At 43.0% G+C, this 18191-nt stretch carries 4 protein-coding genes; 3 read left to right on the forward strand and 1 reads right to left on the reverse strand.

What is annotated here, in order from left to right; genetic code table 11:
• Positions 1 to 13 precede the first annotated feature (13 nt).
• Complete coding sequence (rfbD, locus tag GMD6S_RS01650; protein ID WP_000600926.1) at positions 14 to 868, reverse strand: dTDP-4-dehydrorhamnose reductase; 855 nt, start codon at positions 866 to 868, stop codon at positions 14 to 16.
• A gap of 237 nt (positions 869 to 1105) precedes the next feature.
• Between rfbD and GMD6S_RS01655 the strand changes: the two genes are divergently transcribed.
• The 3 genes from GMD6S_RS01655 to GMD6S_RS01665 all read left to right on the forward strand — a co-directional run bounded on the left by GMD6S_RS01655 (position 1106) and on the right by GMD6S_RS01665 (position 18121).
• A complete protein-coding gene (locus GMD6S_RS01655; RefSeq protein ID WP_000842594.1) occupies positions 1106 to 3088 on the forward strand; it encodes a peptide ABC transporter substrate-binding protein in 1983 nt (660 codons plus the stop codon).
• A gap of 277 nt (positions 3089 to 3365) precedes the next feature.
• The gene (locus GMD6S_RS01660) at positions 3366 to 9731 is read left to right on the forward strand and encodes a SpGH101 family endo-alpha-N-acetylgalactosaminidase (RefSeq protein ID WP_000361144.1); all 6366 of its coding nucleotides are present in this window, start codon (positions 3366 to 3368) and stop codon (positions 9729 to 9731) included.
• A gap of 140 nt (positions 9732 to 9871) precedes the next feature.
• Positions 9872 to 18121 (forward strand): SIALI-17 repeat-containing surface protein, encoded by an 8250-nt coding sequence (locus GMD6S_RS01665; protein WP_000373803.1) that lies wholly within the window; start codon positions 9872 to 9874, stop codon positions 18119 to 18121.
• The last annotated feature ends 70 nt before the right edge of the window (positions 18122 to 18191 follow it).

Below are 18191 nucleotides of genomic sequence, written 5' to 3' on the forward strand. Positions count from 1 at the left end.
ATGTCGTAATCTTTTATTTTCTTACTTCTTGTTTATAAAATTCTTTAAGGGCATCTTGCCAGGTTGGAATGACGAAACCTGTCGCCTTCGCTTTGGCTAAACTCATGGTTGAGTTGAGGGGGCGTTTAGCCTTGGCAGGAAACTTGCTGGAGTCTACTGGAACTACTTCAACATCACTGTCTTTAAGAATCTCGACAGCGAAGTCGTACCAAGTAGTGTCTTCAACTGCGTCGTTTGACAAATGGTAGTAGCCAAATGCTTTTTGATTTTCAGTCAAGTAGGTCATAAACTCAGCCAAGGTACGTGTCCAAGTTGGGCGGCCGTGTTGGTCGTTGACAACAGTGAGAGTTTTATGGGTTTTGGCAAGATTTTGCATGGTAAAGACAAAGTTTTTGCCATAATTTCCAAAGACCCAAGCAGTACGGATGATATAATGTTGTGACGTAAGGCTTTCAACAAGTTCCTCACCCATTCTCTTGGTACGTCCGTACTCTGTTTGCGGATCAGGTAGGTCATCGACTTCCCACTCTTGTCCGACGGGTTTCTTCCCATCAAAGACGTAGTCTGTTGAGATATAGACCAGAGTAGCTTCGTATTTTTCAGAGGCCTTGGCTACATTTTCAGTTCCAGTTACGTTGATGGCAAAATCCAGTTCTTTTCCCTCATCTTCTGCCGCATCAACAGCAGTATAAGCTGCACAATGATAGACCAGAGTTGGATTAACCTCGGCAAAGACTTTCTCAACCATCTCAGCATTAGTGATATCCATTTCGGCCACATCCACTGCAACATAGTCCACACTTCGTTCATCTAGTAAATAACGTAGTTCGGTACCGAGTTGACCATTTGCACCTGTAATTAATATCATTGTCTTCTCCTTAACTTTTCTTCTATCTAATCATAGCAAAAAAATGATAAAAAATCTGATTTTCGACCCTTGTTTTGCTGGTTTAAGATATAAAAATATAGTATTAGAGAATAATAATTTTATAATAGAAAACTTATTTTTCAGAATTTACCAAAGTAATTCAAAAATTCTGAAAATTATATTGACATGTTTCTGAAAAGGGACTATAATGGGGTGAAAGTTTTAAAGGAGAAAACAATGAAAAGTTCAAAACTACTTGCCCTTGCGGGTGTGACGTTATTGGCAGCTGCGACTCTGGCTGCGTGCTCTGGATCAAGTTCAAATGCTAAAGGTGAGAAAACATTCTCATACATTTACGAAACGGATCCTGATAACCTAAACTATTTGACAACTGGTAAGGCAGCTACAGCAAATATTACGAGCAACGTTATCGATGGCTTGCTTGAAAATGACCGCTACGGTAACTTTGTACCATCTATGGCTGAGAATTGGTCTGTATCTAAGGATGGATTGACTTACACGTATACACTCCGAAAGGATGCAAAATGGTATACATCTGAAGGTGAGGAGTATGCAGAAGTTAAAGCTCAAGACTTTGTAACTGGTCTTAAGTATGCTGCTGATAAGAAATCAGATGGTCTTTACCTGGTTCAGGAATCTATCAAGGGATTGGATGCTTACGTCAAAGGAGAAATTACAGATTTTTCTCAAGTAGGAATCAAAGCTCTTGATGATTATACCGTTCAATACACATTGAACAAGCCAGAAAGTTTCTGGAATTCTAAGACAACAATGGGTGTTCTGGCTCCTGTTAATGAAGAATTTTTGAACTCTAAAGGGGATGACTTTGCTAAAGGTACGGACCCAAGCAGCATTCTCTATAATGGACCATTCTTACTCAAATCAATCGTAGCCAAATCATCAGTCGAGTTCGAAAAGAATCCAAACTATTGGGACAAAGACAATGTCCATCTTGATAAAGTGAAATTATCCTTCTGGGATGGTCAAGATACTAATAAGCCAACTGAAGCTTTCAAAGACGGTAGCTTTACAATGGCTCGCCTCTTCCCAACAAGTGCTAGTTACTCAGAGACTGAAAAAACATTCAAAGACAATATCGTTTATACCCAACAAGATTCTACTACTTATTTAGTAGGCACAAATATCGATCGCCAGTCTTATAAGTACACTTCTAAGACAACAGATGAGGAAAAAGTATCAACCAAGAAGGCACTTTTGAATAAGGACTTCCGTCAAGCTATTGCATTTGGTTTTGACAGAACAGCCTACGCTTCTCAAGTAAATGGTGCAAGCGGGGCTACTAAACTGCTTCGTAACTTATTTGTTCCTCCTACATTTGTACAGGCAGATGGGAAAAACTTTGGGGAATTAGTTAAGGAAAAATTGGTGACCTATGGAGATGAGTGGAGCAACGTAAACTTGGATGATGCCCAAGATGGACTCTACAATCCTGACAAAGCCAAAGCAGAGTTCGCTAAAGCTAAGGCGGCCCTTCAAGCGGAAGGTGTGAAATTCCCAATCCACTTGGATATGCCTGTAGATCAAACCAATACAACAAAAGTTCAACGTGTTCAATCTTTTAAACAGTCAGTTGAAGAAAATCTAGGATCAGATAATGTGGTTATCGACATCCAACAGCTCCAAAAAGATGATGTTCAAAACATTACCTACTTCGCTGAAACTGCGGCTGGAGAAGACTGGGATATCTCAGATAACGTGGGTTGGTCTCCAGACTATATCGATCCATCTACTTATCTTGATATTATCAAGCCTTCTGTAGGAGAAAATACGAAAACATATCTAGGATTTGATTCTGGGACAAACAACGCTGCGGCTAAGCAAGTCGGTTTAGAAGACTACGAAAAAATGGTTGTGGAAGCTGGTGAAGAAACTACTGATGTTTCAAAACGTTATGAGAAATATGCTGCTGCCCAAGCTTGGTTGACAGACAGTGCCTTGCTCATTCCAACAACTTCTCAAACTGGTCGTCCAATGTTGTCTAAGATGGTACCATTTACACTTCCATTTGCATACTCTGGTAACAAGGGTATGAGCGAAGCCCTTTTGTACAAATATCTAGAAGTACAAGATAAGGCAGTGACAACAGAAGAATACCAAAAAGCTCAAGAAAAATGGTTGAAAGAAAAAGAAGAGTCAAATAAAAAGGCCCAAGAAGATCTCGCAAACCAAGTGAAATAACTTTAAAAAAGTAAAGGATTTAGCCATCGGCATGATGGTTAAGTCCTTTTTTATCTTGGTATAAGTCCCTGAATGATTAGAGATAGGATTTTTCAGAAAAGAGAAAATTTTAGTGAATTTTACCTATTTCCTATTGCTTTCTGACTTTTTATTTGTTATATTAAAAGTACAATTATTTTTAATTTATAACAGATAAGCAGAGCACTTTCAGAGAAAGGAGTATTTTTTAAAAAAGAAATGTAAACGCTTACTGGAAAATGAAAGGATTTAGGAGTTCATGGATAAACGATTTTTTGAAAAACGCTGTAAGTTCAGTATTCGTAAGTTTACGCTTGGAGTAGCTTCAGTGATGATTGGAGCGACTTTCTTCGCAGCTAGCCCAGTATTAGCTGATCAAGCAAGAGTTGGTTCAACAGATAATTTGCCGAGTGAACTAGCTGATTTGGATAAGAAGGCTAGTGATGAGGGGCACGATTTTGACAAGGAAGCTGCCGCTCAGAATCCTGGTTCAGCTGAGACTACTGAAGGCCCACAAACAGAAGAAGAGTTGTTGGCTCAAGAAAAAGAAAAGTCTGAAAAGCCAAGCAATCTGCCAAAAGAATTAGAAGATAAGTTGGAGAAAGCTGAAGACAATGGGCGCGAAGTTGACAAGGATCAATTGGCCCAAGATACTGGGAAACTCGTCCCAGAAGATGTGGCTAAGACTACTAATGGGGAATTAAACTACGGCGCAACTGTTAAGATTAAGACGCCATCAGGAGAAGGTAGCGGTATTGTCGTTGCTAAAGACCTTGTCTTGACGGTTTCTCATAACTTTATCAAGGACAGCCAAGAAGGCAATATCCGTAAGGTTGTGGACAATGACCAAGGGGATGGAGATATCTATAGCATCTCATATCCAGGATTGCCAGATGTCAAGTTTAGCAAGAAAGATATCATTCATTGGGATCGTGAAGGCTATCTGAAAGGCTTCAAAAATGATTTGGCCCTAGTGAGATTGCGTACAGTTCTAGAAAATACGCCTGTTGAAGTAACTAAAAAGCCAGTTGTTAAGAAAATTGGAGATAAACTCCATGTCTTTGGTTATCCAGAAGGAAAATTGAATCCGATTGTCAATACTACAGTTGATTTTGCGGAACCATACGGAGAAGGTGTCCAAGGGATTGGTTACCAAGGAGGAAAACCGGGTGCTAGTGGCGGCGGTATCTTTGATACAGAAGGCAAACTAGTCGGTGTACACCAAAATGGTGTAGTTGGAAAACGGAGTGGCGGTATTCTCTTCTCACCAGCTCAACTAAAATGGATCCAAGACCACATGCAGGGAATTTCAAGTGTGAAACCAGCAGACTTGGAAGAGAAAGAAAAACCGGCTGAAGAAAAACCAAAAGAGGATAAACCTGCAGCTGCTAAACCTGAAACACCTAAGGCAGTAACTCCTGAATGGCAAACAGTAGCGAATAAAGAGCAACAAGGAACCGTCACTATTCGTGAAGAAAAGGGTGTTCGCTACAATCAATTGTCTTCAACGGCCCAAAATGACAATGATGGCAAACCAGCCTTGTTTGAAAAACAAGGATTGACAGTTGATGCTAATGGAAATGCGACGGTTGATTTAACCTTCAAAGATGATTCTGAAAAGGGCAAATCACGCTTTGGTGTCTTCTTGAAATTTAAAGATACCAAGAACAATGTTTTTGTTGGATATGACCAAGGTGGCTGGTTCTGGGAATACAAAACTCCAGGTAATAGCACATGGTATAAAGGCAACCGTGTGGCAGCACCAGAACCAGGTTCTGTAAATCGTCTTTCTATCACTCTCAAGTCAGATGGACAACTCAATGCCAGCAACAATGATGTAAATCTCTTTGACACAGTGACCCTACCTGGGGCGGTCAATGAGAATCTTAAAAATGAGAAGAAGATCCTTCTCAAGGCAGGAACTTATAGCAATGACCGTACGGTTGTCAGCGTTAAAACAGACAATCAAGAAGGTGTAAAAGCGGATGATACTCCTGCCCAGAAAGAAACAGGTCCGGCTGTTGATGATAGCAAGGTGACTTATGATACGATCCAGTCTAAGGTCCTCAAGGCAGTGATTGACCAAGCCTTTCCACGCGTGAAAGAATATACTTTGAATGGGCATACTTTGCCAGGACAGGTGCAACAGTTCAATCAAGTCTTTATCAATAACCACCGAATCACCCCTGAAGTTACTTATAAGAAAATCAATGAGACAACAGCAGAGTATTTGATGAAGCTTCGCGATGATGCTCACTTAATCAATGCGGAAATGACAGTACGCTTGCAAGTTGTGGATAATCAATTACACTTTGATGTGACCAAGATTGTCAACCACAATCAAGTTACTCCAGGTCAAAAGATTGATGACGAAAGAAAATTGCTTTCAACTATTAGTTTCCTTGGTAATGCTTTGGTCTCTGTTTCGAGTGATCAAGCTGGTGCTAAGTTTGATGGGGCAACCATGTCAAACAATACCCATGTCAGCGGGGATGATCATATCGATGTAACCAATCCAATGAAAGATTTGGCTAAGGGTTACATGTATGGATTTGTTTCTACAGATAAGCTTGCTGCAGGTGTTTGGAGCAATTCTCAAAACAGCTATGGTGGTGGTTCGAATGACTGGACTCGTTTGACAGCCTATAAAGAAACAGTTGGAAATGCCAACTATGTCGGAATTCACAGCTCTGAATGGCAATGGGAAAAGGCTTATAAGGGCATTGTCTTCCCAGAATACACCAAGGAACTTCCAAGTGCCAAGGTTGTTATCACCGAAGATGCCAATGCTGACAACAAAGTCGACTGGCAAGATGGTGCCATTGCTTATCGTAGCATCATGAACAACCCTCAAGGTTGGGAAAAAGTTAAGGATATCACTGCTTACCGTATCGCGATGAACTTTGGCTCACAAGCCCAAAACCCATTCCTTATGACCTTGGATGGTATCAAGAAAATCAATCTCCACACAGATGGTCTTGGGCAAGGTGTTCTCCTTAAAGGTTATGGTAGTGAAGGTCATGACTCTGGACACTTGAACTATGCTGATATTGGTAAACGTATTGGTGGTGTTGAAGACTTCAAGACCTTGATCGAAAAAGCGAAGAAATATGGAGCTCATCTTGGTATCCACGTTAACGCTTCTGAGACTTATCCTGAGTCTAAATACTTTAATGAAAATATTCTTCGTAAGAATCCAGATGGAAGCTACAGCTACGGATGGAACTGGCTAGACCAAGGTATCAACATCGATGCTGCTTATGACTTGGCGCATGGACGCTTGGCTCGCTGGGAAGACTTGAAGAAAAAACTGGGTGAAGGTCTCGACTTTATCTATGTGGACGTATGGGGCAATGGTCAATCAGGTGATAACGGTGCCTGGGCTACCCACGTTCTTGCTAAAGAAATCAACAAACAAGGCTGGCGCTTTGCGATTGAGTGGGGTCATGGTGGTGAATACGACTCTACCTTCCAACACTGGGCAGCTGACTTGACCTATGGTGGCTACACTAATAAAGGTATCAACAGTGCCATCACACGCTTTATCCGCAACCACCAAAAAGATTCATGGGTTGGGGACTACAGAAGTTACGGTGGTGCAGCCAACTACCCACTTCTAGGTGGCTACAGCATGAAAGACTTTGAAGGCTGGCAAGGAAGAAGCGACTACAATGGCTATGTAACCAACTTATTTGCCCATGATGTCATGACTAAGTACTTCCAACACTTCACTGTAAGTAAATGGGAAAATGGTACACCAGTTACCATGACCGATAACGGTAGCACCTATAAATGGACTCCAGAAATGCGAGTGGAGTTGGTAGATGCGGATAACAATAAAGTAGTTGTGACTCGTAAGTCAAACGATGTCAATAGCCCGCAATACCGTGAGCGTACAGTAACGCTCAACGGACGTGTCATCCAAGATGGTTCAGCTTACTTGACTCCTTGGAATTGGGATGCAAATGGTAAGAAACTTCCTACTGATAAGGAAAAGATGTACTACTTCAATACGCAGGCCGGTGCAACAACTTGGACCCTTCCGAGTGATTGGGCAAATAGCAAGGTTTACCTTTACAAGCTAACTGACCAAGGTAAGACAGAAGAGCAAGAACTAACTGTAAAAGATGGCAAGATTACTCTAGATCTTCTAGCAAATCAACCATACGTTCTCTACCGTTCGAAACAAACCAATCCTGAAATGTCATGGAGCGAAGGCATGCACATCTATGACCAAGGATTTAACAGCGGAACCTTGAAACATTGGACTATTTCTGGCGATGCTTCTAAGGCAGAAATTGTCAAATCACAGGGTGCAAATGAAATGCTTCGTATCCAAGGTAATAAGAGCAAGGTCAGTCTTACTCAGAAACTGACTGGCTTGAAACCAAATACCAAGTATGCTGTTTATGTCGGTGTTGATAATCGTAGTAATGCTAAGGCAAGTATCACAGTGAATACTGGCGAAAAAGAAGTGACTACTTATACCAATAAGTCACTCGCTCTCAACTATATCAAAGCTTATGCTCATAACAATCGTCGTGAAAATGCTACAGTTGACGATACAAGTTACTTCCAAAATATGTACGCCTTCTTTACAACTGGATCGGACGTATCAAATGTCACTCTGACATTGAGTCGTGAAGCTGGTGATGAAGCAACATACTTTGATGAAATTCGTACCTTTGAAAATAATTCAAGCATGTACGGAGACAAGCATGATACTGGTCAAGGAACCTTCAAACAAGACTTTGAAAATGTTGCTCAAGGTATCTTCCCATTTGTAGTAGGTGGTGTCGAAGGTGTCGAAGATAACCGCACTCACTTGTCTGAAAAACACGATCCATATACACAGCGTGGTTGGAATGGTAAGAAAGTCGATGATGTTATCGAAGGAAATTGGTCATTGAAGACAAATGGACTAGTGAGCCGTCGTAACTTGGTTTACCAAACTATTCCGCAAAACTTCCGCTTTGAAGCTGGTAAGACTTATCGTGTAACCTTTGAATACGAAGCAGGATCAGACAATACCTATGCCTTTGTAGTCGGTAAGGGAGAATTCCAGTCAGGTCGTCGTGGTACTCAAGCAAGCAACTTGGAAATGCATGAATTGCCAAATACTTGGACGGATTCTAAGAAAGCCAAGAAGGCAACCTTCCTCGTGACAGGTGCAGAAACTGGCGATACTTGGGTAGGTATCTACTCAACTGGAAATGCAAGCAATACTCGTGGAGATGCTGGCGGAAATGCCAACTTCCGTGGTTACAACGATTTCATGATGGATAATCTTCAAATCGAAGAAATTACCCTAACTGGTAAGATGCTGACAGAAAATGCTCTGAAGAACTACTTGCCAACGGTTGCCATGACTAACTATACGAAAGAGTCTATGGATGCTTTGAAAGAGGCGGTCTTTAACCTCAGCCAAGCAGATGATGACATTAGCGTAGAAGAAGCGCGTGCAGAGATTGCCAAGATTGAAGCCTTGAAGAATGCTTTGGTTCAGAAGAAAACAGCCTTGGTAGCAGAAGACTTTGAAAGTTTGGATGCGCCAGCTCAACCAGGTGAAGGTCTAGAGAATGCCTTTGATGGAAATGTGTCTAGTCTATGGCATACATCTTGGAATGGTGGAGATGTAGGAAAGCCTGCAACCATGGTCTTGAAAGAACCAACTGAAATCACTGGACTTCGTTATGTTCCACGTGCATCTGATTCAAATGGAAACTTGCGAGATGTGAAACTGGTTGTCACAGATGAGTCTGGCAAGGAACATACCTTTACCGTAACAGATTGGCCAAATAACAACAAGCCAAAAGACATTGACTTTGGTAAGACAATCAAGGCTAAGAAAATTGTCCTTACTGGTATCAAGACTTACGGAGATGGTGGCGATAAATACCAATCTGCAGCGGAACTCATCTTTACCCGTCCACAGGTAGCAGAAACACCACTTGACATGTCTAGCTATGAAGCAGCTTTGGCTAAGGCGCAGAAATTAACGGACAAAGAAAATCAAGAGGAAGTGGCTGGAGTTCAGGCGAGCATGAAATATGCGACGGATAATCATCTCTTGACGGAAAGAATGGTGGCCTACTTCGCAGACTATCTCAACCAATTAAAAGATTCTGCTACGAAACCAGACGCTCCAACAAGTAGCAAGGGAGAAGAACAACCACCAGTTCTTGATGTGCCTGAGTTCAAAGGCGGCGTCAATGCAACAGAAGCAGCTGTACATGAGGTTCCTGAGTTCAAGGGCGGCGTTAATGCGGTTGAAGCCTTGGTTCACGAATTACCAGAATACAAGGGCGGAGCCAATGCGGTCCTAGCGGCTGCAAATGAAGTCCCTGAGTTTAAGGGTGGCGTCAATGCGGTCCAAGCCTTGGTAAACGAGAAACCAGCCTACACAGGTGTATTGGCTACTGCTGGAGATCAAGCAGCTCCAACAGTTGAAAAACCTGAGTACCCGCTCACTCCAAGCCCAGTAGCTGATGCCAAAACTCTGGAAGATAAAGAAGAGAAACTTCCTGCTACAGGAGAACATGGTTCAGAAGCAGCCCTCTTCTTGGCAAGTGTGAGCATCGCTTTATCTGCTGCGATTCTTGCGACAAAACGTAAAGAAGAGTAATGAGATTTGATTGTAGCAGTTCAAAGCAACTCGAATCAAAAAGGAACAAACAGCCGGAGAGGACCTCTTGGTTCTCTCCTTTTTCAAAGGAGAAATGATACCGCTTACTCATGTATGCGGATGAAAGGAATAGGAGAAAGATGGATAGACATTTTTTTGAGAAACGCTGTCACTATAGTATAAGAAAATTTGCAATCGGTGCAGCCTCCGTTATGATTGGTGCTAGTATCTTTGGCGCCAATATGGTTCAGGCGGCAGAAACAGCAACACCTTCAGAGGCAGAGGGAAGTATCACTCATGTTCAAGCCTTGGATAAGTTACCAGATGATTTAGCCGCTGCGCTTGAAAAAGCAGATGCAGAAGCTGCAACAGAAGCAAGTCATGAAGAAACTCCAGCGACAGATGAGGGAACCAATCCTGCAGCAAGTGAAGAGGCAAAACCAGAGACAAGTCCTGCAACTCCCAAACCAGCAGAAACGCCGAAACCGGCTGAAACACCAAAGGCAGATAAACAACCTGCGGAAACCACTACACCAGCAGTAAAACCAGCTGAAAAGACAATCGAAGATAGAGAAGATGTCAACCATCTTGAGGGTGCTACTGCTCAGGCTAATAACTATGAAACTGGCACTCCGTATACTGCTGATAAGGCAGTGGACGGTAATCCAGATACCCGTTGGGCGACTAATCAAAATATTGAAAAACCAACCTTCGAATTAACTCTTCCAAAAACTACCCTTATCAAGCATGTAGAAATAGACTGGGATCGTCGTCTTCGTAATGGGCAAAATGATCCCAATATCAAATCTTGGAGTCTCTACTACGCAGGCCAAGAAGACATGGGCGCTAACGAAGAAAAACAATGGAAACTCGCTCATACCAAGACTGGAAATCCTGTTTTAGATGAGAAAGTTGACCTAGCTGAAAGTATTCAAGCTAAGTACCTCAAATTAGAGATCAATGACTACCAAGCTGGCACAATGGGCTGGAGAAACGTTGGTATCCAAGAAATTCGAGCTTATTCAAACGTTCCGGACCATAGTAAGGTAACGGATATCCGCCAAGTAACCGAACTAACAGTAGCAGAAGATGGACAGTCTCTTGTCTTACCAACTTTACCAGGAAAAGTCAGTCTCATCGGAAGCAATAAGCAAGGTGTGATTGACCTTCAAAATCACATCCATAAACCTCTAACAGATCAACGCGTCAAGGTCATGGTCCAACAAATCAGAGACAGTCATACTTTCACTAAGGAATTTGAAGTAGTCATCAAGGGTCTACATCAGAACGAGGGTGTAGGTGTCAAACCAAAAGTAGCACCAGCTGTTCAACAATGGTATGGGAAAGAAGGCCAATCTTCTATCACTTCAGATACAGTCCTTGCGACAGGTGATTCTGGCTTTGATCAGGCAGCAACCTTCTACCAGTCAGACCTTGCTAGCCGTGGATTGGAACTGGCAACAGGTGACAAGCAAGCTCAAAAACGAATCGAATTTAAAAAGGTTGAAAACAAAGGTTATGGCAAGGAAGGCTATGGCATCACTATCCAAGATGATGTGATTACCATCGAAGCTGCCACAAACACAGGAGCCTTCTACGCCACTCGGACTCTTCTTCAAATGGGAGAAAGTAACCTCCAAAATGGCGAAATTCGCGATTTCCCAAGTTTCAGCCACCGTGGCTTTATGCTAGATACAGGTCGTAAATTTATCCCTTATGACACTCTTGTAGACATCATGCTCAACATGGCTTACTACAAGATGAACGACTTGCAGTTGCACCTCAACGATAACTATATCTTCCTAAAGGAACACTTGGCAGGTAAGAATTTAAGTCCAGAAGAACAACTCAAGTATGTACTTGAACACGCTAAGACTGGTTTCCGTGTGGAGACAGACATTGTCGGTAAGAATGATCAAAAATTGACTTCAGATGAGCATTATACCAAGGAAGAAATGCAAAATCTGATTAAACTTGCCAAGGCCTTGCATATCAATCTAGTGCCAGAAATTGACACACCAGGTCATGCACTATCATTTGTCAAAGTCCGCCCAGACCTCATGTATCAAGGTAGTTTGAGTGATTATGCTGGCAAACACAATGTTGAACGTGTTGCAATGCTCGACCTAGATAATAAATACGATGAAACGCTAGCTTTTGTCAAATCAGTTTATGACAAACTCCTCGATGGTCCAGATGCACCGCTTCATGGCGTATCTACTGTTCATATCGGAACGGATGAATACTATGGTAGCCGCGAAAGCTATCGCCGCTATGTCAATGATTTGACCCAATATATCAAGTCTAAAGGCTATACCCCTCGTATCTGGGGTTCGCTCAGTGCGAAACGAGGGAACACCCCTGTTGATTGGAACGGAGTAGAAGTTGATATCTGGAGTATCGGATGGCAACGACCAAATGAAGCCATTGCTCAGGGAGCTAAGATTATCAATATCACGGATGTACCGACCTATAGTGTGCCAAGTGGAAGCAATAGTCAAGCAGCCTACGGGGACTATGCTAACTACGAACGTCAGTACAATAGCTGGACACCGAATGATTTTAGAACAGGTGGAGGTCCACTTCTACCAGCTTCTCATCCAAGTATCCTTGGTGGTGGGCACGCAGTTTGGAATGACAATATCGACCTTCATGAGACAGGTTTGACCTCTTATGACATCTTTAAACGTTTCTTCAAGAGCATGCAAACCACTGCAGAACGCACCTGGGGGTCTGACCGTGCAGCTGCGACCTTTGCAGAACGCACCCTACCAACCAGTCCTTATGCGCCGCAGTCAAATCCTGATAAAGAGATTGATCAAAGCGACCTGTTTACCATCAATTCTGAAACAGTCAAGAACTATGCAAGCAAGAAAGTGAAGGCAAGCGAACAGGGATTGGCTTTTGAGAAAGATAGCAGTATCGAAGGCTTGGCTGGTGATGTTGGTCCAAGTCACGTCTTGAAGTTTGATGTAACTGTCACTGGAGACGGAGAACAAACCTTCTCAGCAAGTGGGGATAACCGTATCTATCTAGCTGATAAAGACGGCTATCTTGCTTACCAGTTTGAACAGTTCCATATCCAATTCAATAAAAAACTTGAAAAGAACAAACGTTATCAAATCTCTATCGTGACCAAACCACAATCTACAGAAGTCTATGTGGATGGTGAAAAGATTGAGCGTATAGCAAATCCAGCCCACCCTCGCTTTGCCCACAATAGCTTGGTTCTACCGCTTGAAAGCATCGGTGGTTTCAAAGGAATCTTGCATAGCGCAGAGTTGTCAGACAAACCATTTGTAAATCCTCGTTTGATTTCAAATGATAAGATTACAGCAACCGCAAGCAGTCAGCAGCTTCCAGGAAATGCGACTGAAGGCGCTGTTGAAAAGGCCTTTGACAATGATCCAAATACCTTCTGGCATACTAAGTGGACTGGTGACACTGCGCCATACACCCTTACTATGACCTTGAAAGAAGCAGAAAAAGTCAATGGCTTGACGTATCTCCCACGACCAGGTGGTGGAAATGGTGTCGTGACGCGCTACGAAATCTACGCACAAAAAGATGGCCAAATGGTCAAGGTTTCAGAAGGAAACTGGGACAACAACGCCCAAGAAAAAACAGTCAACTTTGCGGCGGTAGATACCAACAAGATTGAGTTGAAAGTATTGGAAGGCGTTGGTGGTTTTGCAAGTGCAGCTGAAGTTCATCTATTGAAACCTGTTAAAGAAGAGCAAGAAACGCCTGCACCAAGTCAACCAGAAAAACCAACTACACCAGAAAAACCAAAAGTAGAGCAAACAGGTGATGGAACAGTTGAATTGGCAGATCAATTTACTGCAAGTAAACCAGCTAGCGAAGACAGCATTGCAGCTGCCAGCAAGAGCGCAGACTATCTCAAGAAAGAGTACAAGGTCTTCCCAACGCCACAAAAAGTGACTTATGGAGAAGGAGTCACAGCCCTTCGTAAGCAAGTCAATCTGGTTATGGGCGATCAACTCGATATCTATACTCGCAATCGCTTGAAGAGTGTCTTGCAGGACAATCAAGTATCTTATACAACTGGTAAGGCAGCAATCGCTGGCGCAACCAACATCTATCTTGGAGTGCATGGACAAGGTTCACAAGCAGAACAAAACTTGTCCAAGGTTTCAGCAGGTCTCTTTGACAAGATTGACGCCTATGTCTTGAGCATCAAGGATAACTCGATTTCCATCGTCGGAAAAGACACAGATGCAGTCTTCTATGGTTTGACAACCTTGAAACACATGCTCAAGGAAAGCCAAGTGCCAGTCCTTCGCAATGTGACAGTAGAAGATTACGCAGAGCTCAAGAACCGTGGTTTCATCGAAGGATACTATGGAAACCCATGGTCGAATGCCGATCGTGCAGAACTCATGCGTTTTGGTGGCGATTTGAAATTGAACCAATACTTCTTTGCACCAAAAGACGATCCATACCACAACAAGAAATGGCGTGAACTCTATCCAGAAGAAAAACTAGCTGAAATCCGTGAACTAGCTCGCGTCGGAAATCAAAGTAAAACACGCTATGTCTGGACTATCCATCCATTCATGAACAACCGCATCCGCTTTGGCAATGAAGCGCATTACCAAGAAGATTTGGCAACCATCAAGGCTAAATTTACCCAGTTGATGAAAGTGGGTGTCCGCGAATTTGGTATCCTTGCAGATGATGCTCCAAGCCCAGTCGGAGGCTACAATAGCTATAACCGCTTGATGCAAGATATGACCAAGTGGTTGACTGAGATGCAGGGAACTTACAGTGGTCTTCGTAAAGAAATGATCTTTGTTCCTGGACAGTATTGGGGTAATGGACGTGAGGATGAGTTGAAATCCCTCAATGAAAATCTCCCAAGTTCAACATCCATGACCTTGACGGGTGGTAAGATTTGGGGCGAAGTCTCTGAAAGCTTCCTTTCAACTCTCAAGAACAATCTATCCGCAGGTGGCAAGACCTATCGCCCCGTTTCACTTTGGATTAACTGGCCTGTAACAGATAACTCTAAACAACACTTGATTCTAGGTGGTGGTGAGAAATTCCTTCATCCAAATGTGGATCCAAGCTTGCTGTCTGGTATCATGTTGAACCCAATGCAACAGTCTGAACCATCTAAGATTGCCCTCTTTTCAGGAGCTCAATACTCATGGAAACAGTGGAAATCAGAAGAAGAAGCTAAGAAAATCAATGATATTGCCTTCAACTTTGTAGAAAATGGTCATTTTGAAGATAGCAAGGTATCAGCAGCCTTCCGTGAACTTGGTAAGCACATGATCAACCAAAACATGGATAATCGTGTCGTCAAACTAGAAGAATCGGTAGACTTGGCTCCAAAATTAACAGACTTTATGACCAAGCTTAAAGCAGGTCAGGATGTGACTGCTGAACGTACAGCCTTGCGTGCAGAATTTGCCAAGATTAAAGAAGCAGCCGAACTCTATAAAGCATCAGGCGATAAAAAAATGGTTGCCCAAATCCACTATTGGTTGGATAATGCAATCGACCAAATGAATGCTCTTGATGCCTTCCTTACAGGAACTGAAGCCATGGCTACAAACGATGCAGCCAAACTTTGGGATAGCTACTATAAAGGTTTGAAATTGTACGAACAGTCTCAAACTCACACCTTCCATTATGTAGACCATATGGAAAAAGCTGAATTGGGTGTTCAACATATTCGTCCATTTATCCTATCCCTGAAAGAAGTTCTAGCGTCTGAAGTTCAAAAAGTCTTGCATCCAGACCAAATCATCAGCACCTTTATCACCAATCGAACAGGGGTAGAAGGTGGTTTGGCAGAAGTAACGGATGGCGATTTGGCAACTCATGCGATTATTAAATCACCAAATAGCATCAAGACAGGTGATTATATTGGTATGAAGTTCAACAAACCAGTAGCGATTCAAACCTTGACCTTTGCAATGGGAACGCAGGCAAATCCACGTGATACCTTTAGTAAGGCAGAAGTGCAGTATCAAGATGAAAATGACAACTGGGTAACCTTGAAAGAGCCAAGCTATGTCGGAAATGAATCCCTTCTTAAGTTTGAAAATCTCAATATCAAGGCCAAGGCAGTTCGCATGATTGCGACAGCAGACCGTGAGAATACTTGGTTTGCAGTTCAGGAAATTGCAGTCAACCGTCCAGTTGAAAAAGCTCGTAGCCAACAAGCAACGACAGTTAGTCTAAGCTCAAACTTAGTTTACAAACTAAATACCTCAGCTCGTCAAATCACTGATGGCAAGGACAATACAGAAGCCATGATGGCAAATGCTGACGGTAGCAATACGACACCAGTAGATGCTTGGGCACAACTTGACCTCGGTGAAGTCAAGTCAGTCACTAAAGTACGACTTCGCCAAGGAACGGGTGATAAGCTTGCTGCAGGTGTACTTGAGTACTCTACAGATGGAACTGCATGGCAAGAGTTGGATCGCCTATCAGGAGAACAAACCAAGGAAGTGACCAGAGCAATCAATACTCGCTACATCCGAGTACGCAATACCAAGGCCCTTGACCTCTGGTGGCGTATCCAGGACTTCTCTGTTGAGACACGCTCTGGAAACAGTGAGTTAACAGACACCAACGTCGACGCCTTGAAGGAAACACCAGTAGTGGATAGCTTGGGCAGTTACGAGCTTCAAATTCCAGCTGGAACCAAACTTCCTGCTCATAGCTATCTAGGTATGAAACTTGACCGTATCCATCAGGTCAAGAGCATCCAGCTCCAAGGTCAAGCCAACCCAGCTCTTAGCCTGGAGTATTCTGCAAATGCGCAAGAATGGATGCCAGCTAGCCAGTTGACTGATAGATCTGCAGCAAGCCACTTAATACGTTATGTGCGTTTGGTCAACAAAACAGATCAGGAGCAAGCTATTACAGCGACTTCTCTCCTTGTGACAACCAAAGAAGTGCAACCAACCAAACTAGAATCTACAACAATGGGCATTCATCCAACATACGGAAGCAATGATGTTCGTAAGCTGAACAACCTAGATCAACTATTTGACGGTGTTTATAACAACTTCGTTGAGTTTTCAGACTACGCCCATAAAGATGGCCATGTAACCTTGAAACTCGGTAGCGAACGTACCATCAAGAAGATCAGAGCCTACATCCAAGACGGAACTCAAAACTATCTTCGTGATGGTAAGATCCAAGTCAGCCAAGACGGTAAAACTTGGACAGATGTCGTGACAGTAGGAGATGGTGTGGCCAATAGCACACACGATGATTCATTGACAGATGGTTGGACACATGATTCTAAGATGCCAGGAAATCGCTACATCGAGGGTGAATTGACGACACCAGTTAAAGCTAACTATCTCCGTGTCCTCTATACAGCAGACTATGATGCCCGTTTTGTAGGCTTTACAGAATTGGTCATCAACGATGGTGAATTTGTCAAACCAATCAATGATCCAACAGTAGAAGGAAGTAGTGGAGAAAGCCAGGGCAACCTTTATAATAATCTTGTAGACGGAAAAGTCTTAACCAGCTACAAGTCTGAAAAAGACAAGGGCGAATTGGTGTATCACTTGTCTGAGCCAACCAATGCCAACCACCTTCGTCTCGTTTCCAGTCTTCCTGAAGGAGCTAAGGCACGTGTTCTTGCTAGAACACTCAAGGATGGTCAAGACAGTTGGACAGACCTCGGTGCCATTACATCTAGTCTCCAAACTTTTGCTATCCGAAATGGCGGCTCTCTTCTAGACGTCAAATTAGTCTGGGAAGGCGGCAAGGCTGAGTTTTATGAATTGGCAAGCTTCCATCAAGAATTGACAGAAGAACCGATCCAATCAAGCAAGGGTGAAGAACCAGCACCTGTTCTTGAGGTTCCTGAATTCACAGGTGGTGTCAATGCAGTTGAAGCCTTGGTACATGAGCTTCCAGAGTACACAGGCCCAGTAGCGACAGTAGGTGACCAAGCTGCTCCAACAGTAGAGAAACCTGAGTTCAAGGGTGGTGTCAATGCAGTGATGGCTCTAGTGCATGAATTGCCAGAATACACAGGCCCGCTAGCAACAGTAGGTGATCAAGCTGCTCCAACAGTAGAGAAACCTGAGTTTCAGGGCGGAGTCAACTCCGTTATGGCCTTGAAACATGAGCTCCCAGCTTACACAGGTCCCTTATCAACAGTAGGCGACCAGGCAGCACCGACAGTAGAGAAACCAGAGTTTAAACTTAGCACTCTAGTTTCTGATCAAGGTAAGACTCCAGATCATAAACAAGAAATTGCTAGACAAGAAATAGCTGAACAAAGCTTGCCAGCAACAGGTGAGAGTCAATCTGACACAGCCCTCTTCCTAGCAGGTGTTAGCCTAGCCCTATCTGCTCTCTTTGTAGCAAAAACAAAGAAAGACTAGTATTTAGTAAAACCTCTTAACAAGATTACGAAATCCGTTTCCTATCTTTCCCAATGAGGTTTATAGTACA

Source organism: Streptococcus sp. GMD6S (assembly GCF_000297015.1).